This is a genomic window from Arthrobacter sp. ISL-30 (genome assembly GCF_018613855.1).
In the GTDB taxonomy this organism is placed as follows: Bacteria; Actinomycetota; Actinomycetes; order Actinomycetales; family Micrococcaceae; genus Arthrobacter.
Window position 1 is genome coordinate 18,139 of the sequence record NZ_JAGGPK010000009.1, and the last position, 15,498, is coordinate 33,636.

Sequence of the window (15,498 nt, forward strand, 5' to 3'; positions counted from 1 at the left end):
ACATTGTTAGCCAGACGAAGGCGTCTGCCATGAACCAGGAAAGTCTGCCATGAACAGCAAGAAGAATTCCCGCATCGCGCCTGCCCGCACTGTACAGGCCCGCCCGGAGGACCAGCGCCTCTCCATCGGAAGCACGTTCGCCTACGGTTTCCAACACGTGCTCACCATGTACGGCGGCATCATTGCGCCGCCGCTCATCATCGGCGCGGCCGCCGGGATGTCGTCACAGGACATCGGCCTGCTGATCGCAGCCTGTTTGTTCGTCGGCGGCCTCGCCACGATTTTGCAGACGGTCGGCATTCCGTTCTTCGGCTCCCAACTGCCCCTGGTCCAGGGCGTCTCCTTTGCCGGCGTCTCCACCATGGTTGCGATCGTCAATGGCGGCGGAGGCATCCGGGCCGTGTTCGGCTCGGTGATCGTAGCCTCACTGATTGGCCTGGCAATCACCCCGCTCTTCTCCAAGATCATCAAGTTCTTTCCACCGGTAGTTACCGGGACCGTCATCACCACCATCGGCCTGACGCTCATGCCGGTGGCCGCCAACTGGGCCATGGGCGGCAACAGCAAAGCCCCCAACTACGGCAGCATCGCCAACATTGGCCTGGCCGCCGCCACCATGGCTGTGGTCCTGCTCCTGAGCAAGCTCGGCAACGCCGCCATCTCGAGGCTGTCCATCCTCCTGGCCATGGTCATCGGCACCCTCATCGCTGTGTTCACGGGCATGGCCGACTTCTCCAAGGTGGGCCAGGGCGAAATTGTCGCCTTCCCCACCCCCTTCGCTTTCGGCGCACCCACCTTTGAGGTCGCAGCCATCATTTCCATGTTGATCGTCATCATCGTGACGCTGACAGAGACGTCAGCGGACATCATTGCTGTGGGCGAGATCGTAGGCACCAAGGTTGACTCCAAGCGCATCGGCAATGGCCTGCGCGCCGACATGCTCTCCAGCGCGGTATCTCCCCTGTTCAACTCCTTCACCCAGAGCGCCTTCGCCCAGAACGTCGGCCTCGTGGCCATCACGGGCGTCAAGAGCCGCTTCGTGGTCAGTGCCGGCGGCCTGATCCTGGTGATCCTGGGTCTCCTGCCGATCCTAGGCCGTGTTGTCGCTGCCGTTCCCACCCCCGTACTGGGCGGTGCCGGCGTCGTACTCTTTGGAACTGTTGCCGCCAGCGGCATCAGGACGCTGGCCAAAGTGGAGTATCGCAACAACATGAACCTCATCATCGTGGCCGCCTCGATCGGCTTCGGCATGATCCCTATTGCAGCCCCGAAGTTCTATGACCAGTTCCCGTCCTGGTTCTCCACCATTTTCCACTCGGGAATCAGCTCGGCGGCGGTCATGGCGATCGTGCTCAACCTGCTGTTCAACCATTTGAAGGCCGGAAACTCCGACAATCAATCGGTGTTCGTCGCCGGAACCGGACGCGTGGTCCGAGAGGAGGACATCGCCTGCCTGGCCAATGGCGACCGCTTCGAGGATGGAAAGCTCATCGACGCCGACGGCAAGGAAGTCGCTGTCCAGGCGTCGGACAAACCGGCAGGGCACCACTAAGCCCTGAGTTGCAAGAACCCCGGCACCAAAAGGTGCCGGGGTTCTTATGCAGGCGGCTGTTTTAGACAATCAGCGGAACCGGATGGATTTCGTCGGCGGGATGGCCGGCCCGTTCGTGAATGCGCAGTACCGCGTCCGCCGACGGAGCCTCCGACAGGCAGTAGACCAAGCCGGATTCCGGATCCGCCCAGGCATTCTTGAAATCAACCTTTTCATCGTCCTGGATGTCCAGGTCGGCCTTGTGGGCGGCCCGTAGATCCTCGGCTGTAATACCTTTCATGTGGTGATGAACGTCCATAAAAGTAGCCATGATGGCACCCCCGATGGGATATCTTCCTGTGGATGCGCTGATGGTACGCCCGCCCCAGTCGTGGGTCAATGAGTCGGGGTGAGTCTCACTATCCATCAGATCCCTGGCAAGGCATCCGGTCAGCGCCATGTGAGACGGTTGTTTCATGAGGATCGACGAGCGGATCGAACAGCACTACTCGCAGCTTGGCCCACAGGAGCAGAAGGCCGCCGATACCCTGCTTGACCATCTCGGGGATCTCGCCGTCTATAACGCCGCGGAACTCGCCGAACTCAGTGGCGTGTCCAAAGCGACAATGAGCAGGCTCTTCCGCAGGCTCGGCTTTTCGGATTTCCAGGAGGTCAAGGAACACACTCGCGCCCTGCGCTCCAGCGGCGTGCCCCTGGGCACCAGCGAGGCCACCGGCGGCCTGGCGCTCCACGCCGCCGTCGAACAGCAGAACCTGAACCGGCTCTTCGAAAACCTCGACGACGAACAGCTGGCAGCAATTGCTCGTACCGTCGCCGGGGCGCGCACCGTAGCCCTGATCGGCTTTCGCAACAGCTTTCCGGTGGCGCTTCACCTGCGGCAACAACTCCTACAGTGCCGCGGCGCTGTCACCCTGGCCCCGCAGCCGGGCCAAAGCGTAGGCGAGGAACTCGCAGGGATTGGCCGCGGCGACGTCATCGTGCTGCTCGGCTTCCGCCGTCGGCCGGAGGGCTTCCGGCAGGTGTTGAAGGCAGCCGCGAAGACCGGCGCGCACACCATCCTGATTGGTGATTCAAGCGCCCGCTGGCTTGCTGGAGAAGCGGCCACCTGGATCGAATGCCCCGTTGATGGCAGCGGGGCATTCGACAGTTATGCGGCCGCAATGAGCCTTGCGAGCGCCTTGGCGAACGGAGTGATTATGGAGCGGGGCCGGGATGGCCGGAAGCGTGTCAGCGAAGTGACCGGGCTCTACGACGACATCGGAGAAATAGAGAAGCGCTGACAAGTGGCGCAGCCTCGCGAACCGTAAAGGAACCTTAGCGTCGGCGAAACGGTGTTGAAACATCTGTTCCATGTAATGGGTGATATGAAACGGCAGGGTTCTGCCGCGGACCCCACCTACACCGAGGAACACGCATGGAAGAAACCCAGGCCGTACAAGTCGTAGAGGCCGCCGGCCTCCACGACGCTGCCGAGGCCGCCGGCCTCCCAGTCGGCGCCGGCGTCGTCAAGCCCGGACACGATCACCGGCTCTCGAACGAGGACCTTGCTCCGCTGAAGAAGCAGGGCTGGAGTTCCTACAACATCTTCGCCTTCTGGATGTCGGACGTTCATAGCGTGGGCGGCTACGTCACAGCCGGCAGCCTCTTCGCACTGGGAATCGCCAGCTGGCAAGTGCTCCTCTCGCTACTCATCGGTATCGTGATCGTCCAGGTCTTCACGAACCTGGTGGCCAAGCCCAGCCAGAAGACCGGTGTCCCCTATCCCGTCATCAACCGCGCAATTTTCGGCATCAAGGGCGCCAACATCCCTGCCATCATCCGCGGACTCATCGCTATTGCCTGGTACGGCGTGCAGACCTTCCTCGCAGCGGAATCGCTCAACATCATCTTCCTGAAATTCATCCCAGGCACCGAAGTCCTGGTGACGGACTACTCCTTCCTGGGGCTCTCCGCCCTTGGCTGGATCTCCTACGCGATCCTCTGGGTTGCCCAGGCCGCGTTGTTCTGGAACGGCATGGAGACCATCCGGAAGTTCATCGACTTCGCCGGGCCCGCCGTCTATGTCGTCATGATCGTCTTGGCCATCTACCTGGTCTCCCAAGCGGGCTGGGAAAACATCAGCCTGGATCTCTCGGCCGGCGAACCTCTCGGCTTCTGGGCATCCATCCCGGTCATGCTGTCCGCCATCGCAATCGTGGTGTCGTACTTCTCCGGCCCGATGCTCAACTTCGGCGACTTTGCCCGTTACGGCAAGTCGTTCAAGGCGGTAAAGAAGGGCAACCTCCTGGGGCTTCCGGTCAACTTCCTCTTCTTCTCCGTGCTGACTGTGATTACTGCGTCGGCAACAGTTCCGGTCTTCGGGGAACTCATCACCGATCCCATCCACACTGTGGAGCGCATCGACACTCCGTTCGCCATCCTGCTGGGCGGCCTGACGTTCGTCACGGCGACTGTGGGCATCAACATCGTGGCCAACTTCATCTCCCCCGCCTTCGACTTCTCGAACGTCGCACCGCACAAGATCAGCTGGCGCGCGGGAGGCATGATTGCCGCCGTCGGTTCCGTGATCCTGCTGCCGTGGAACTGGTACAGCAACGCCACCGCCATCCACTACACGCTGGGCGTGCTCGGAGCACTCATCGGCCCCTTGTTCGGTGTCCTGATCGCCGGCTACTACCTGGTGAGCCGTCAAAAGGTCTGGGTGGATGACATGTACACCATGGATCCCAAGGGCAGGTACTGGTTCAAGAACGGCTACAACCCGAACGCCGTGAAGGCCGTAGCGATCAGTGGCGGCGTTTCAATCGCCTCGGTCATCCTGCCGAAGCTGCTGCTGGACACCGGAGCCACCGCCATCGATGCCACGTGGATCGGGAACTACAGCTGGTTCCTTGGCTGCGCGCTGGGCCTGGTGATTTTTCGGAACCTCGAAAAGCGCAACCCAATGATCCGAATGGATTAGTTCCGGTTGAGCTCCGAAGAGATCGTCTGGGCCGCTTCGCGCAGGAGCGGCACGGCCCGGTCCGCGAACGGCTGGTCCACGCGGGAGACGGGGCCGGAGACGGAGATCGCCGTCGGCGTCGGGGCGTTGGGGACAGCCATGGCGAAGCAGCGGACGCCGATTTCCTGCTCCTCCTCGTCAATGGAGTAGCCCCGTTCGCGGATGAGCTTGAGGTCGGCGAGGAGGTCGTCGATGTCGCCAATGCTCTTGGCCGTGGGCGTCGGCATCCCGGCGCGGGAGATGATGCCACGAACCACGTCATCGTCCAGCTGGGCCAGGATGGCTTTCCCGACGCCGGTTGCGTGGGTATGGGCGCGACGGCCCACCTCGGTGAACATCCGCATGGAATGCAGGGACGGCACCTGGGCCACGTAGATCACCATGTCCGAATCGAGGACGGCCATATTGGACGTCTCGCCCAGGCGGTCCACGAGCGACTTCAGTTGCGGGCGCGCCAGGGCACCGAGCTGCTGGTTGGCGCCTTCGCCCAGGCGGATCAGCCGCGGCCCCAAGGCGTAGCGCCGGTTGGGCAGCTGTCGGATGTAGCCGAGGGACACCAGGGTACGCAGCAGCCGGTGGATCGTGGGAAGCGGCAGGTCGGTGGACGAGGAGAGCTCGCTAAGCGTGACGTCCCCGCCGGCGTCGGTGATCAGCTCCAGCAGTTCGAAGACGCGCTCTACTGACTGCACGCCACCCGAGGCTTTTTCTGCCATTCCGTTGTCTCCTATGGCTCGGAATCCGACAACTCTTATCCGCATCGTGAAAAGAGTGCTTAGAACACCAAGATACAGCACCCAGGCGGGATTGGGCTTGTATTTCCATGCTGCAGATAATAATATCCATAATACGAAAAGATCACATGAACCGGCGGCCCGGGAACGGGTTCTCGAACGGTTCCGCAAGGCCTGTACCAGGAGGAAATTCAATGGCGAACCCGAGCCCCGGAAATTCGATCACCCTGCGCGTCGCGGCGCCGTCGAGCTTCACCGCGACCAGTGAGCTCGCAGCCGCCGTAGCAGCCGAAGGCGCGGCCGTCACAGCCCTCGACGTCAGCGAATCCCACCACGACACCCTCGTTGTGGACGTCACCTGCAACACGACGGACGAAGCCCACGCAGAACGCATCAAGGATGCCCTCAACGCCCTCGACGGCGTCACCGTCCAGCACGTCTCGGACCGCACCTTCCTCATGCACCTGGGCGGCAAGCTCGAGGTGGTCCCCAAGGTTGCCCTGCGCAACCGCGACGATCTCTCCCGCGCCTACACCCCCGGCGTCGCGCGTGTCTGCCTCGCCATCGCAGAGGACCCGGCCGCTGCCCGCAACCTGACCGTAAAGCGCAACACGATCGCCGTCGTCACGGACGGCTCCGCCGTGCTCGGCCTTGGCAACATCGGCCCCGCCGCCGCCCTTCCCGTCATGGAAGGCAAGGCCGCCCTGTTCAAGCAGTTCGCCAACGTTGACGCCTGGCCCGTCTGCCTGGATACGCAGGACACCGAGGAGATCATCAGCATCGTCAAGGCCCTCGCCCCGGTCTATGGCGGCGTAAACCTTGAGGACATCGCCGCTCCGCGCTGCTTTGAGATCGAAAACCGCCTTCGCGAAGAACTGGACATCCCCGTCTTCCATGACGACCAGCACGGCACAGCCATCGTCACCCTCGCCGCCCTGGTCAACGCCCTGCGCGTCGTGGACAAGAAGCTCTCCGAGGTCAGGATCGTGGTGTCCGGCGTCGGCGCCGCAGGTTCGGCCATCATCCAACTGCTCAAGGCCCAGGGCGCGCGGCACATCATCGCCGCCGGCCGTTCAGGCGCTATCCACTCGGGCGAAAAGTACGACGACGAACACCGCTCCTGGATCGCCGCGAACACCAACGAGGCCGGCTTCTCCGGCACGCTCCACGAGGCCCTGGCCGGTGCCGACGTCTTCATCGGCGTCAGCGCCCCGCACGTGATCGGCGAGGAGCAGGTGGCTTCCATGGCAGAGAAGGCGATCGTCTTCGCCATGGCAAACCCCACCCCGGAAATCGACCCGGTGGTAGCGTCGAAGCATGCGGCAGTGGTGGCTACGGGGCGCAGCGACTTCCCCAACCAGATCAACAATGTCCTGGCCTTCCCTGGATTCTTCCGCGGCCTGCTGGACGCCGGTGCCTCGGACATCACCCCGGACATGCTGGTGGCCGCGGCAGAGGCCATTGCCAAGCGCGTGGCAGACGATGAGCTTAATGCCAGCTACATCATCCCCAGCGTCTTCGATCCCCACGTTGCCGCCGACGTAGCCACCGCGGTGGCAAACGCAGCAAACGCAGCCCGTAACGCCCTTTAACACCAGCGCCCCTAGGAAAGGACCACCATGGCTCTTACAGTCACAGACCACCGGCCGATCGAACGGGCGGAAGAGATCCTGACCCCCAAGGCGCTGGCCTTCGTGGAGGAACTGCACAATCGCTTCGCCGGCACCCGGAACGAGCTGCTCAAGGCGAGAGTCGCCAAGCGTGAGGAGGTGGCCCGCACCGGACGCCTGGACTTCCTTCCGGAGACCAAGGACATCCGGGACGGCGACTGGAAGGTCGCGGAGGCTCCCCCGGCCCTGCGGGATCGCCGCGTTGAGATGACCGGCCCTGCTTCCCCTGCCAAGATGGCCATCAATGCCCTGAACTCGGGTGCCAAGGTCTGGCTGGCCGACCTTGAGGATGCCAGTACCCCCACGTGGGCCAATGTCATCGACGCTATCCTCAACCTGCGCGACGCCGCCCAGGGCACCCTCTCCTACACCTCGCCCGAAGGTAAGGAGTACCGGCTCCGCACGGACGCCCCGCTCGCCGTCGTCGTAGCCCGCCCCCGCGGCTGGCACATGACCGAACGGCACCTGCTGCTCGACGGCGAACCCACCGTCGGCGCGCTGGTGGACTTCGGGCTGCACTTCTTCCACATCGCCAAGCAGTTGCTGCTCAACGGGCACGGCCCCTACTACTACCTGCCGAAGATGGAGAGCCACCTCGAGGCACGCCTCTGGAACGACGTCTTCGTCTTCGCTCAGGACTACCTCGGCATCCCGCAGGGCAGCATCCGTGCCACGATGCTCATAGAGACCATCCCGGCCGCATTCGAAATGGACGAGTTCCTCTACGAACTGCGCGACCACGCCTCCGGCCTGAACGCCGGCCGCTGGGACTACCTCTTCAGCATCATCAAGTACTTCCGTGATGCCGGCGAGGAATTCGTCCTGCCGGACCGGGCTTCTGTGGCCATGACCGCTCCGTTCATGCGCGCCTACACCGAGCTGCTCGTGAAGACCTGCCACAAGCGCGGCGCCTTCGCCATGGGCGGCATGGCAGCCGTCATCCCCAACCGCAGGCACCCCGAAGTCACTGCCGCAGCATTCGAAAAGGTCCGCGCGGACAAGACCCGCGAGGCGAACGACGGCTTCGACGGTTCCTGGGTGGCCCACCCGGACCTCGTCTCCACGTGCCAGGAGGTCTTCGATTCAGTGCTCGGAGACCGTCCGAACCAGCTGGACAAGCAGCGGCCCGAGGTGAACGTCACGGCCGAGCAGCTGATCGACGTTGCCTCCGCGGATGGGCAGGTCACCGAGGGTGGGCTGCGCCTGAACCTGTACGTCGCCGTCGCCTATACCGCCGTCTGGCTGTCCGGGAACGGTGCCGTGGCAATCCACAACCTCATGGAGGACGCCGCGACGGCGGAAATCTCCCGTTCGCAGGTCTGGCAGCAGATCCGCAACAAGGTGGTCCTGGCCGACACCGGCAACACGGTCACCCCGGAACTCGTAGAGCGAATCCTGCGCGAGGAGACAGAGCGCCTGCGTACCGAAGTGGGCGACGAAGCCTTCGCCAAGTACTACGATCCGGCCAGCAGGCTGATCGCGGACATCTGCCTCTCCGAGGACTACACGGACTTCCTCACCACCCCCGCCTACGAACTGGTGGGCTGAGCCGTGGCAGTACCCGGGCAGGCATTGAATGCGGCCGACTTTGACCGGATCGACAGGCAACTGGCCGACACAGACCGCCTGCTCGAACTGCACTACCCCGGCGACGACGGCTCCCGCCAGCCCATTCACACCGTCTACGTGCCGGCGGACCGCTTCACGCCGTCGTTGGCGGCGGAGTGGGGCGCCCAGGCTGTCGCGACGGCGGAGGCCCACGGCGGTTTCGAACGGCTCGGTGCGTTGCTGGGCCAGTCCCTGGCCCTCCGGGCAGCCGTCGCCACCCGGGTGGCCGCGAAGCTGGTGAACGAACCCATTGAGGACTTGCGACTGGACTTCGAGGACGGCTATGGCGACCGCGGGGACGAGGCAGAAGACGCCGACGCCGTGGCTGCCGCCCGCCTTGTAACCGAGGCCGTCGCCGCCGGGACGGCACCCCCGTATATCGGCATCCGCTTCAAGTGTTTCGAGGCCCCCACGCGGGTACGCGGCCTGAAGACGCTGGACCTGTTTATTTCCACCCTGGCCTCGGCGGGGGAACTGCCCGCCGGACTGGTGCTTACGCTGCCCAAAGTCAGCACGGTGGCGCAGGTCCAGGCCATGGACTATGCAGTATCACGGCTGGAGGAAGTCCACGGCCTGCCGCATGGACGCCTGCGCTTCGAGGTGCAGGTGGAAACACCACAGCTGATCCTCGGACCGGAGGGAACGTCCCCCGTGGCCAGGCTTGCGCACGTTGTGCCCGGGCGCATCAGCGCCCTGCACTATGGCACCTACGACTACAGCGCTTCGCTGCAGATCTCGGCCGAGTACCAGTCCATGGAACATCCCGTGGCCGACTTCGCCAAGGAGGTCATGCAGTTGGCCGTTGCCGGTACCGGCATCCGCCTTTCAGACGGCTCCACGAATATCATCCCAGTGGGTGAAAATGTGGAAAACGCCTGGAAGCTTCATGGCCGGCTGGTTCGGCGCTCCCTGGAACGCGGCTACTACCAGGGCTGGGACCTGCATCCGGCGCAGCTGGCTAGCCGCTTCGCCGCCAGCTACGCGTTTTATCGCGAAGGCCTTCCCGCCGCCGCTTCCAGGCTGCGCGACTATGTGGAGAAGACCGAGGGCGGGGTGATGGACGAGCCTGCTACAGCACGGGCCCTGGCAGGCTTCATACTGCGCGGCGTCCAGTGTGGAGCAGTCGGCGACGAAGAAGTGCGGGCCCTCGCCGGCGTCGGACTCCCCCAACTCACCGCGCTGGCGCACCCGCGGCTGGCACATGCACATACCACCGATTCACAAGGCTAAGGAGCAACCCATGAGCAACTATTTCTACCCGGAGGGCGGGCTCCCGCCGCAGACCCAGCTCCTCACGGACCGCGCCGTGGTCAAGGAGGCTTACACGGTCATTCCCAAGGGCGTGCTGCGGGACATCGTCACGTCCAAACTGCCAGGCTGGGACAACACCCGCTCCTGGATCATCGCCCGGCCCATCGCCGGTTTCGCCACCACGTTCTCCCAGCTCATCGTCGAGGTAGGTCCCGGCGGCGGCTCCAGGAAGCCCGAGCCTGAGGCCGGCGTCGAAGGCGTCATCTTCCTGACCAAGGGATCCCTGGACCTGGCCCTCGACGGCGAGCTCCACCACCTGGAGGAAGGCGGCTACGCCTACCTCGCGGCTGGTGCCGACTGGTCCGTGAAGAACGACTCCAGCGATATCGCGAGCTTCCAGTGGATCCGCAAGGCCTATGAACCGCTGCAGGGACACGAGGCCAAGTCCTTCGTGACCCGGGACCAGGACGTGGAGCCGCGCCCGATGCCGGGAACCAACGGCGCCTGGGCCACCACCCGCTTCGTGGACCCGGACGACCTCGCCCACGACATGCACGTAAACATCGTGACGTTCCAGCCCGGGGCTTCGATCCCGTTCGCCGAGACGCACGTCATGGAGCACGGGCTCTTTGTGCTCGAAGGCAAGGCCGTCTACCGGCTCAATGACGATTGGGTGGAGGTGGAAGCCGGCGACTTCATGTGGCTTCGTGCCTTCTGCCCGCAGGCCTGCTACGCCGGCGGACCGGGCAAGTTCCGCTACCTGCTGTACAAGGACGTCAACCGGCAGATCCGCCTGACCTAAGTCGTAAATCGCCGAAATCGCCGGAAGCGCTTCCAGCTCGCTGGAAACTTCCGGCGATTTCGTGCGTTTCCGGCGAGTTCGTGTTCGCGCCTTCCCCCGCAGTACGGCTAGGCACTCTGCGGCGTCGGCGCATGAAGATGCTTGTGCTGGCGCATCGCGGTACCCCTCACCGAGGTGCTCCAGGCATGTCCGTGGGGAACAGCAAAGGTGGTCTGCCGAAGAGGTTCGTCGCGCCGGTCGTGGCTAACGTCGCGGATCAATCCGGTTCCGGCGATTTCGCGAGCCATTGCCACCCCTTGGACGGCCGCCCTTTTGGTCGGGAAGGTCACGGATACCGCCATCAGGTTCCCGGTGCCATCCAACATCCTCACCCTGTAGCCACCCTCAGGGGCATCAACGAGCTCGAAGGTTCCAGCCATTTCGGTGTCTCCTCACTCCCGCACCTCCGCGGGTGTAGATAATAAGTATACTTACTTATCGATTCAGGGAAACCCGTGGCGGTTTGCGGCAGTACCGGAGATAGTCCGTTAGTCCAGCGCTTTCCACCTCTTTCACAAGCCCCAAAAACGGACGTAAAGTTTGACCATGGTCTCCATAGCGGAAACTTCACCCCCGCAGAGCACTTCGCAGGAAATTTCGCTGGACGGAACGGCCGCCGGCCTGGTACTGAGGTATCTGACCGGGCAATTGGCCACGTTGCGAGAGCACGCAACGATTGTCCTGGCGGAAGATCCCGAAGCCGTCCACCAGATGAGGCTCGCAGCACGCCGGCTGCGCTCCGCGCTGGCGACTTCAAAGAAATACTTCGACGCCGACACAGTGGCCCTTTTGCGTGAGGAACTGAAGTGGCTCGGGAGCACCCTGGGCGAATTCAGGGACGTCCAGGTGGCTCATGAGCGCGTTAGGACCCTGCTCGAATCCGAACCCATGGGATTGGTGATGGGCCACGCATCCCAGCGGCTTAATGAAGGCTTTGAAGAGAGGTATTCCTCGGGTCGCCGTTCCATCGAGGAGGCGCTCCACAGCGAGCGGTACCCGGCACTCCTGGCCGATTTGGAAGAGTTCCTTGCCAGTCCCCCTGCCGACGGGAACGCTTCACAGCCGGCGCCCAAGGGAACAGGGAAACTCCTGCGCAAGGAAAGCAGGCGGCTGCAGCGCAAGTTTGAAGAATGGGAGCGACTGGCGAACGGCGAGGACATGCCCGAGACACAGTCCGAACACGCGCACAGCCGGGCCAAGGATGTGGCCCTTCATGAGATCCGGAAGGCAGCAAAGCGCCTGCGCTACGCAGCTGAAATTGTGGGGCAAGCTCCGGGCAACAAAGCTGGGCGCAAGAAAGCAAAACGCCTCGAGAAGGGCGCGCACCGCCTGCAGAAGATCCTGGGCATGCATCAGGACTCGGTGGTGGTCCGCCAACTCCTTGTCAACCAGGGGTCAACGGCATCCCGCAGTGGCGAGAACGGCTTCAGCTATGGCCGGCTGCATGCCAGGGAAGAAGCAGCGGCACAGGAGACCGAGGCCGATTTCCTAAAGGCCTGGAAGAAGTTCCGCGCCAAGGAATTGTCGCCGCATCTTTAGGGACAGGTTTAGGACAGGCAAAAGTAAGTGACCTGACTAAATCCCTTGCGCGCCGCCACGGATGACTCCTAGCGTGGACTTGTGTTCCGGCCCCTATCAAAGGAATTGCCATGACCCTGTACCAGCCTGAGCCCGTTGAGATCTCCACGAGGATGAGGCCGGACGAGTGGACGGAGGCCAGTCTCTCCGAACTCGTTACTAGCTACCAAAACCAACTCCGCGAGATGGGCGCGCCCGAGTCCGAGATTGTCACGGAAGTCGACCGCGACGACGACGGCGGAGTCAGTGTAACTGTCACCTGGGCCAAGGGGGACATCGCGGACGCTCCGGGAATGGAGCAGACACTATGAGCGCCCTGAACGATTTCTCTCCCAGGACTGCGATTGTCACAGGTTCCGATTCCGGCATCGGCCGCGCCACCGCCGTCGAACTGGCTAAATCCGGGCTGGATATCGGCATAACGTGGCACTCGGACAAGGAAGGTGCTGAGGCGACGGCCGAGGAAGTCCGCAGTGTTGGCCGCAACGCCGTCGTCCGCCAACTGGACACAACGGACATCCCAGGCTGCGCCACTGCGATTGATTCCCTGGCCGAAGAACTGGGAGGCGTGGACGTTTTCGTCAATAACGCCGGCACGGGCGAGTCGACGAAGTTCCTTGACCTCGATCTTGCGACCTGGAACCAGACTCTGGACACGAACCTCAACGGGGCATTCGTGTGCATCCAGGCAGCCGCCAAGCGGATGGTCGAAGCAGGTCGAGGAGGCCGAATCATTGCCGTAACCAGCGTCCACGAAACGCAGCCGCGAGTGGGGTCGTCGGCGTACGACGCGTCCAAGCACGGCCTCGGCGGGCTCATCAAGACCCTCGCCCTGGAGCTTGCTGAGTACGGAATTACCTCCAATTCCGTGGCTCCGGGAGAAATCGCCACTCCCATGACGGGCCAAACGGACGAGGACCCGCGAACCAAGGACCGGCCAGGGATCCCGCTCGGCAGGCCGGGTGATGCACGCGAGATCGCCGCGGTGATTTCGTTCCTCGCCTCACCGGCTGCAAGCTACGTCAATGGTGCTTCCTGGGCAGTGGACGGGGGCATGCTTCAGATGGGACCCCAGGCAGGTTCGCACATTACCGGACATGAGTGGCGCGAAGGCTGAATACCTACATCGGGACGTCAGGCTGGAGTTATGACCACTGGGAGGGAGTTCTCTACGAACCGGGGCTTCCCTCCCAGCGGCGGCTCGACGTGTATGCCTCGCGGTTCCACACGGTTGAGCTGAACGCCAGCTTCTACCGCTGGCCGCGGGACACAGCTTTCGCGCGCTGGCGGGAACGCCTGCCGATTGGTTTCGCCATGAGCGTCAAGGCGCCGAGGGGCCTGACCCATGGAAAGAAGCTGTACGATCCGGACGTCTGGATCGACAGGATTTCCCGTTGCTGGCATGAGTTGGGGGACAAAAGGGCCGTCCTCCTCGCTCAGCTTCCGCCTGACCTCGCACGGGACGACGCGAGGCTCGACTACTTCCTGGCGCAACTGCCCGACTGGATCCGGGTTGCCGTGGAGTTCCGCCATGAGAGCTGGGACCATGCGGATGTCTATTCACTCCTCGAGCGGCATGAAGCGGCGTACTGCATCATGAGCGGGGCAAACCTGCCATGCATCCTTCGGGCCACGGCATCCTTTGTGTATGTACGGATGCACGGGCCGGATCACCAGCACCTCTATGCTGGCTCCTACTCTGATCGCGACCTCGGATGGTGGGCGGAGCGGATCCGGGAATGGCAGGTGGACGGCAAGGACGTCTACGTCTATTTCAACAACGACGGCGGCGGGAACGCCGTGCGGAACGCCGCCACGCTTCGACGATTCCTGGGGGACGAATGATGCGGCGGGCCTTCCCGGCCTTATGGCAGAGTGGAGTCATGGATACGCAGCCGAGAGCATCGTCGTTGCCGGACAACCCCCTGTTTCAGGCTGCGCACCGGCTGTCAGATGCCGTGACCAAAGTGCGCTCCAAACTTGCGCGGAGATGGCACTTCCAGCCACAGACTGTCGCCTACCAGGGCTACGGCTCAACTGAGTGGGTCAGGGTCCTGGGCCGCATTGTGCTGGCCAAGAAACCGGCCCCGGGAAGCCATGCCGAACGCGTAGCGTTGACCGGGAACCAGAATGTCCGCGGGTGGCGGGCGTTCACGAGCGTCCCTATCCAGCACGTTGAGGTGGAGCTCGAGGTGGATGGCGTCATTAGCCACGTCAGGGCTGATCGCGGCGGACTAATCGATGCAGTGGTGGAAGTCCGGCTCTCCCCGGGCTGGCACACGGCCAAAATCCGTGCACAGGGAACCGAGCCTGCAGAAGCCTCAATCTTCGTGGTGGCGCCCGGGACCGACTTCGGAATTGTCTCCGATATTGACGACACCGTCATGGTGACCGCGCTCCCGCGTCCCTTCCTGGCCCTGTGGAACACCTTCGTCCTCAACGAGCGCGCGCGCATGGCCACGCCCGGCATGGCAGTGCTGCTTGATCGGCTCAAAGTGCGGCACCCGGATGCCCCCATCATCTACTTGTCCACGGGGCCGTGGAATGCAGCACCCACCCTGGCCCGCTTCCTCAACCGCAACATGTACCCCTCGGGAACGCTGCTGCTGACGGACTGGGGCCTGACGCATGACCGCTGGTTCCGCAGCGGCCGCGAACACAAGCACCGGAACCTGGAACGCCTCGCGAAGGAATTTCCGGACATGCGCTGGCTCCTTATCGGAGACAACGGGCAGCACGATGAAGAAATCTACTCAGGGTTCGCCCAGGAGTACGCGGACCATGTGAAGGCCATCGCGATCCGCCAACTATCGGTGGGAGAGGCGGTACTGGCTGGAGGGCATTCCGAAAATGCGGATCACACGGGGTCCGCAGTGCCGTGGATTTACTCTCCTGACGGCGCCGGCATCGCCAAAAGACTAACTGAACTCCAAGTTCTCTAGAACTTCAAGTGCTCTAAGGCGCGAAACCCTGCGATTCAGGATGCCAGGTGACGCTCACGACGGCGCCGTCGCCGTTCTCTTCGATGCGCATGTGGAGGTCCTCCCCAAAGAGGAACTCGTGTTCGAAATGCTGTCCGTCAAGTCGCGCGGCATCGAGCAGCCTGGTCATCGCTTTCGCCATGGCCCTGCCCCAGTCGTGCGGATCTTTACTGGACGCCCGTTCAACCGCTGAATAGCTGACCATGCCTTAATTGTTACCGTCCGGCTCCCTTTCGGCTAGTAGCGCTCGGTGGCACTAATCCTCGCTCACAGGATGTATATAAT

Annotated in this window: 16 protein-coding genes; 12 read left to right on the plus strand and 4 right to left on the minus strand. The window is 63.2% G+C overall.

Annotated features, from left to right (window positions below; translation table 11 throughout):
* The first annotated feature begins 49 nt into the window (after window positions 1-49).
* The gene (locus J7E82_RS02890) at window positions 50-1,552 is read left to right on the plus strand and encodes a nucleobase:cation symporter-2 family protein (RefSeq protein WP_214860200.1); all 1,503 of its coding nucleotides are present in this window, start codon (window positions 50-52) and stop codon (window positions 1,550-1,552) included.
* 61 nt (window positions 1,553-1,613) lie between these two features.
* Here the strand turns inward: J7E82_RS02890 and J7E82_RS02895 are convergent, their stop codons facing one another.
* Window positions 1,614-1,991, minus strand: a complete 378-nt coding sequence (locus J7E82_RS02895) for an SCO4226 family nickel-binding protein (RefSeq protein WP_214860202.1) — start codon at window positions 1,989-1,991, stop codon at window positions 1,614-1,616.
* A gap of 16 nt (window positions 1,992-2,007) precedes the next feature.
* Here J7E82_RS02895 and J7E82_RS02900 point away from each other — a divergent pair, with 16 nt between their 5' ends.
* Window positions 2,008-2,832 carry a MurR/RpiR family transcriptional regulator gene (locus J7E82_RS02900; protein WP_214860209.1) on the plus strand — a complete coding sequence of 275 codons (825 nt, stop codon included), beginning with the start codon at window positions 2,008-2,010 and terminating at the stop codon, window positions 2,830-2,832.
* Window positions 2,833-2,966: 134 nt separating this feature from the next.
* Window positions 2,967-4,514, plus strand: a complete 1,548-nt coding sequence (locus J7E82_RS02905) for an NCS1 family nucleobase:cation symporter-1 (RefSeq protein ID WP_214860211.1) — start codon at window positions 2,967-2,969, stop codon at window positions 4,512-4,514.
* On the opposite strand, the gene J7E82_RS02910 is transcribed toward J7E82_RS02905, so the two are convergent.
* Window positions 4,511-5,266 carry an IclR family transcriptional regulator gene (locus J7E82_RS02910; RefSeq protein WP_214860213.1) on the minus strand — a complete coding sequence of 252 codons (756 nt, stop codon included), beginning with the start codon at window positions 5,264-5,266 and terminating at the stop codon, window positions 4,511-4,513. The two genes, J7E82_RS02905 and J7E82_RS02910, sit on opposite strands and share 4 nt — an antisense overlap.
* 212 nt (window positions 5,267-5,478) lie before the next feature.
* On the opposite strand from J7E82_RS02910, the gene J7E82_RS02915 reads away from it, so the two are divergent.
* From J7E82_RS02915 to J7E82_RS02930, 4 genes are read left to right on the plus strand one after another with little or no spacing between them, the layout of a single operon-like run.
* The gene (locus tag J7E82_RS02915) at window positions 5,479-6,876 is read left to right on the plus strand and encodes an NAD-dependent malic enzyme (protein ID WP_214860215.1); all 1,398 of its coding nucleotides are present in this window, start codon (window positions 5,479-5,481) and stop codon (window positions 6,874-6,876) included.
* 27 nt (window positions 6,877-6,903) lie between these two features.
* Window positions 6,904-8,502: a malate synthase A gene (gene aceB / locus J7E82_RS02920; protein ID WP_214860217.1), complete on the plus strand. Its 1,599-nt coding sequence runs from the start codon at window positions 6,904-6,906 to the stop codon at window positions 8,500-8,502.
* Between the two features lie 3 nt (window positions 8,503-8,505).
* Entirely contained in the window at window positions 8,506-9,792 is a 1,287-nt protein-coding gene (locus J7E82_RS02925) for an aldolase (RefSeq protein ID WP_214860219.1), read from the plus strand.
* Between the two features lie 10 nt (window positions 9,793-9,802).
* On the plus strand, window positions 9,803-10,615 hold the full coding sequence (locus J7E82_RS02930) for a bifunctional allantoicase/(S)-ureidoglycine aminohydrolase (RefSeq protein ID WP_214860220.1): 813 nt from the start codon (window positions 9,803-9,805) through the stop codon (window positions 10,613-10,615).
* Between the two features lie 107 nt (window positions 10,616-10,722).
* On the opposite strand, the gene J7E82_RS20495 is transcribed toward J7E82_RS02930, so the two are convergent.
* Window positions 10,723-11,034 carry a hypothetical protein gene (locus tag J7E82_RS20495; protein WP_251041365.1) on the minus strand — a complete coding sequence of 104 codons (312 nt, stop codon included), beginning with the start codon at window positions 11,032-11,034 and terminating at the stop codon, window positions 10,723-10,725.
* Between the two features lie 166 nt (window positions 11,035-11,200).
* On the opposite strand from J7E82_RS20495, the gene J7E82_RS02940 reads away from it, so the two are divergent.
* The 5 genes from J7E82_RS02940 to J7E82_RS02960 all read left to right on the plus strand — a co-directional run bounded on the left by J7E82_RS02940 (window position 11,201) and on the right by J7E82_RS02960 (window position 15,174).
* Entirely contained in the window at window positions 11,201-12,193 is a 993-nt protein-coding gene (locus tag J7E82_RS02940; RefSeq protein WP_214860222.1) for a CHAD domain-containing protein, read from the plus strand.
* 110 nt (window positions 12,194-12,303) lie between these two features.
* On the plus strand, window positions 12,304-12,543 hold the full coding sequence (locus J7E82_RS02945; protein ID WP_214860224.1) for a hypothetical protein: 240 nt from the start codon (window positions 12,304-12,306) through the stop codon (window positions 12,541-12,543).
* Window positions 12,540-13,349 carry an SDR family oxidoreductase gene (locus tag J7E82_RS02950; protein ID WP_214860226.1) on the plus strand — a complete coding sequence of 270 codons (810 nt, stop codon included), beginning with the start codon at window positions 12,540-12,542 and terminating at the stop codon, window positions 13,347-13,349. The genes J7E82_RS02945 and J7E82_RS02950 overlap by 4 nt, the downstream gene beginning before the upstream one ends.
* Window positions 13,346-14,077, plus strand: coding sequence for a DUF72 domain-containing protein (locus J7E82_RS02955; RefSeq protein WP_214860501.1), 732 nt, complete (start codon window positions 13,346-13,348; stop codon window positions 14,075-14,077). Before J7E82_RS02950 ends, J7E82_RS02955 begins: the two co-directional genes overlap by 4 nt.
* A 38-nt stretch (window positions 14,078-14,115) precedes the next feature.
* A complete protein-coding gene (locus J7E82_RS02960) occupies window positions 14,116-15,174 on the plus strand; it encodes an App1 family protein (protein WP_251041366.1) in 1,059 nt (352 codons plus the stop codon).
* Window positions 15,175-15,187: 13 nt separating this feature from the next.
* Here J7E82_RS02960 and J7E82_RS02965 read toward each other — a convergent pair whose 3' ends face one another.
* Window positions 15,188-15,418 carry a hypothetical protein gene (locus tag J7E82_RS02965; RefSeq protein ID WP_214860228.1) on the minus strand — a complete coding sequence of 77 codons (231 nt, stop codon included), beginning with the start codon at window positions 15,416-15,418 and terminating at the stop codon, window positions 15,188-15,190.
* Window positions 15,419-15,498 lie beyond the last annotated feature (80 nt).

Excerpts from the sequence above, each read along its gene's own strand:
- J7E82_RS02890 (WP_214860200.1), top strand. The coding sequence starts at position 50 with ATGAACAGCAAGAAGAATTCCCGCATCGCGCCTGCCCGCACTGTACAG.
- J7E82_RS02895 (WP_214860202.1), bottom strand. The coding sequence starts at position 1,991 with ATGGCGCTGACCGGATGCCTTGCCAGGGATCTGATGGATAGTGAGACT.
- J7E82_RS02900 (WP_214860209.1), top strand. The coding sequence starts at position 2,008 with ATGAGGATCGACGAGCGGATCGAACAGCACTACTCGCAGCTTGGCCCA.
- J7E82_RS02905 (WP_214860211.1), top strand. The coding sequence starts at position 2,967 with ATGGAAGAAACCCAGGCCGTACAAGTCGTAGAGGCCGCCGGCCTCCAC.
- J7E82_RS02910 (WP_214860213.1), bottom strand. The coding sequence starts at position 5,266 with ATGGCAGAAAAAGCCTCGGGTGGCGTGCAGTCAGTAGAGCGCGTCTTC.
- J7E82_RS02915 (WP_214860215.1), top strand. The coding sequence starts at position 5,479 with ATGGCGAACCCGAGCCCCGGAAATTCGATCACCCTGCGCGTCGCGGCG.
- aceB (WP_214860217.1), top strand. The coding sequence starts at position 6,904 with ATGGCTCTTACAGTCACAGACCACCGGCCGATCGAACGGGCGGAAGAG.
- J7E82_RS02930 (WP_214860220.1), top strand. The coding sequence starts at position 9,803 with ATGAGCAACTATTTCTACCCGGAGGGCGGGCTCCCGCCGCAGACCCAG.
- J7E82_RS20495 (WP_251041365.1), bottom strand. The coding sequence starts at position 11,034 with ATGGCTGGAACCTTCGAGCTCGTTGATGCCCCTGAGGGTGGCTACAGG.
- J7E82_RS02940 (WP_214860222.1), top strand. The coding sequence starts at position 11,201 with ATGGTCTCCATAGCGGAAACTTCACCCCCGCAGAGCACTTCGCAGGAA.
- J7E82_RS02945 (WP_214860224.1), top strand. The coding sequence starts at position 12,304 with ATGACCCTGTACCAGCCTGAGCCCGTTGAGATCTCCACGAGGATGAGG.
- J7E82_RS02950 (WP_214860226.1), top strand. The coding sequence starts at position 12,540 with ATGAGCGCCCTGAACGATTTCTCTCCCAGGACTGCGATTGTCACAGGT.
- J7E82_RS02960 (WP_251041366.1), top strand. The coding sequence starts at position 14,116 with ATGGATACGCAGCCGAGAGCATCGTCGTTGCCGGACAACCCCCTGTTT.
- J7E82_RS02965 (WP_214860228.1), bottom strand. The coding sequence starts at position 15,418 with ATGGTCAGCTATTCAGCGGTTGAACGGGCGTCCAGTAAAGATCCGCAC.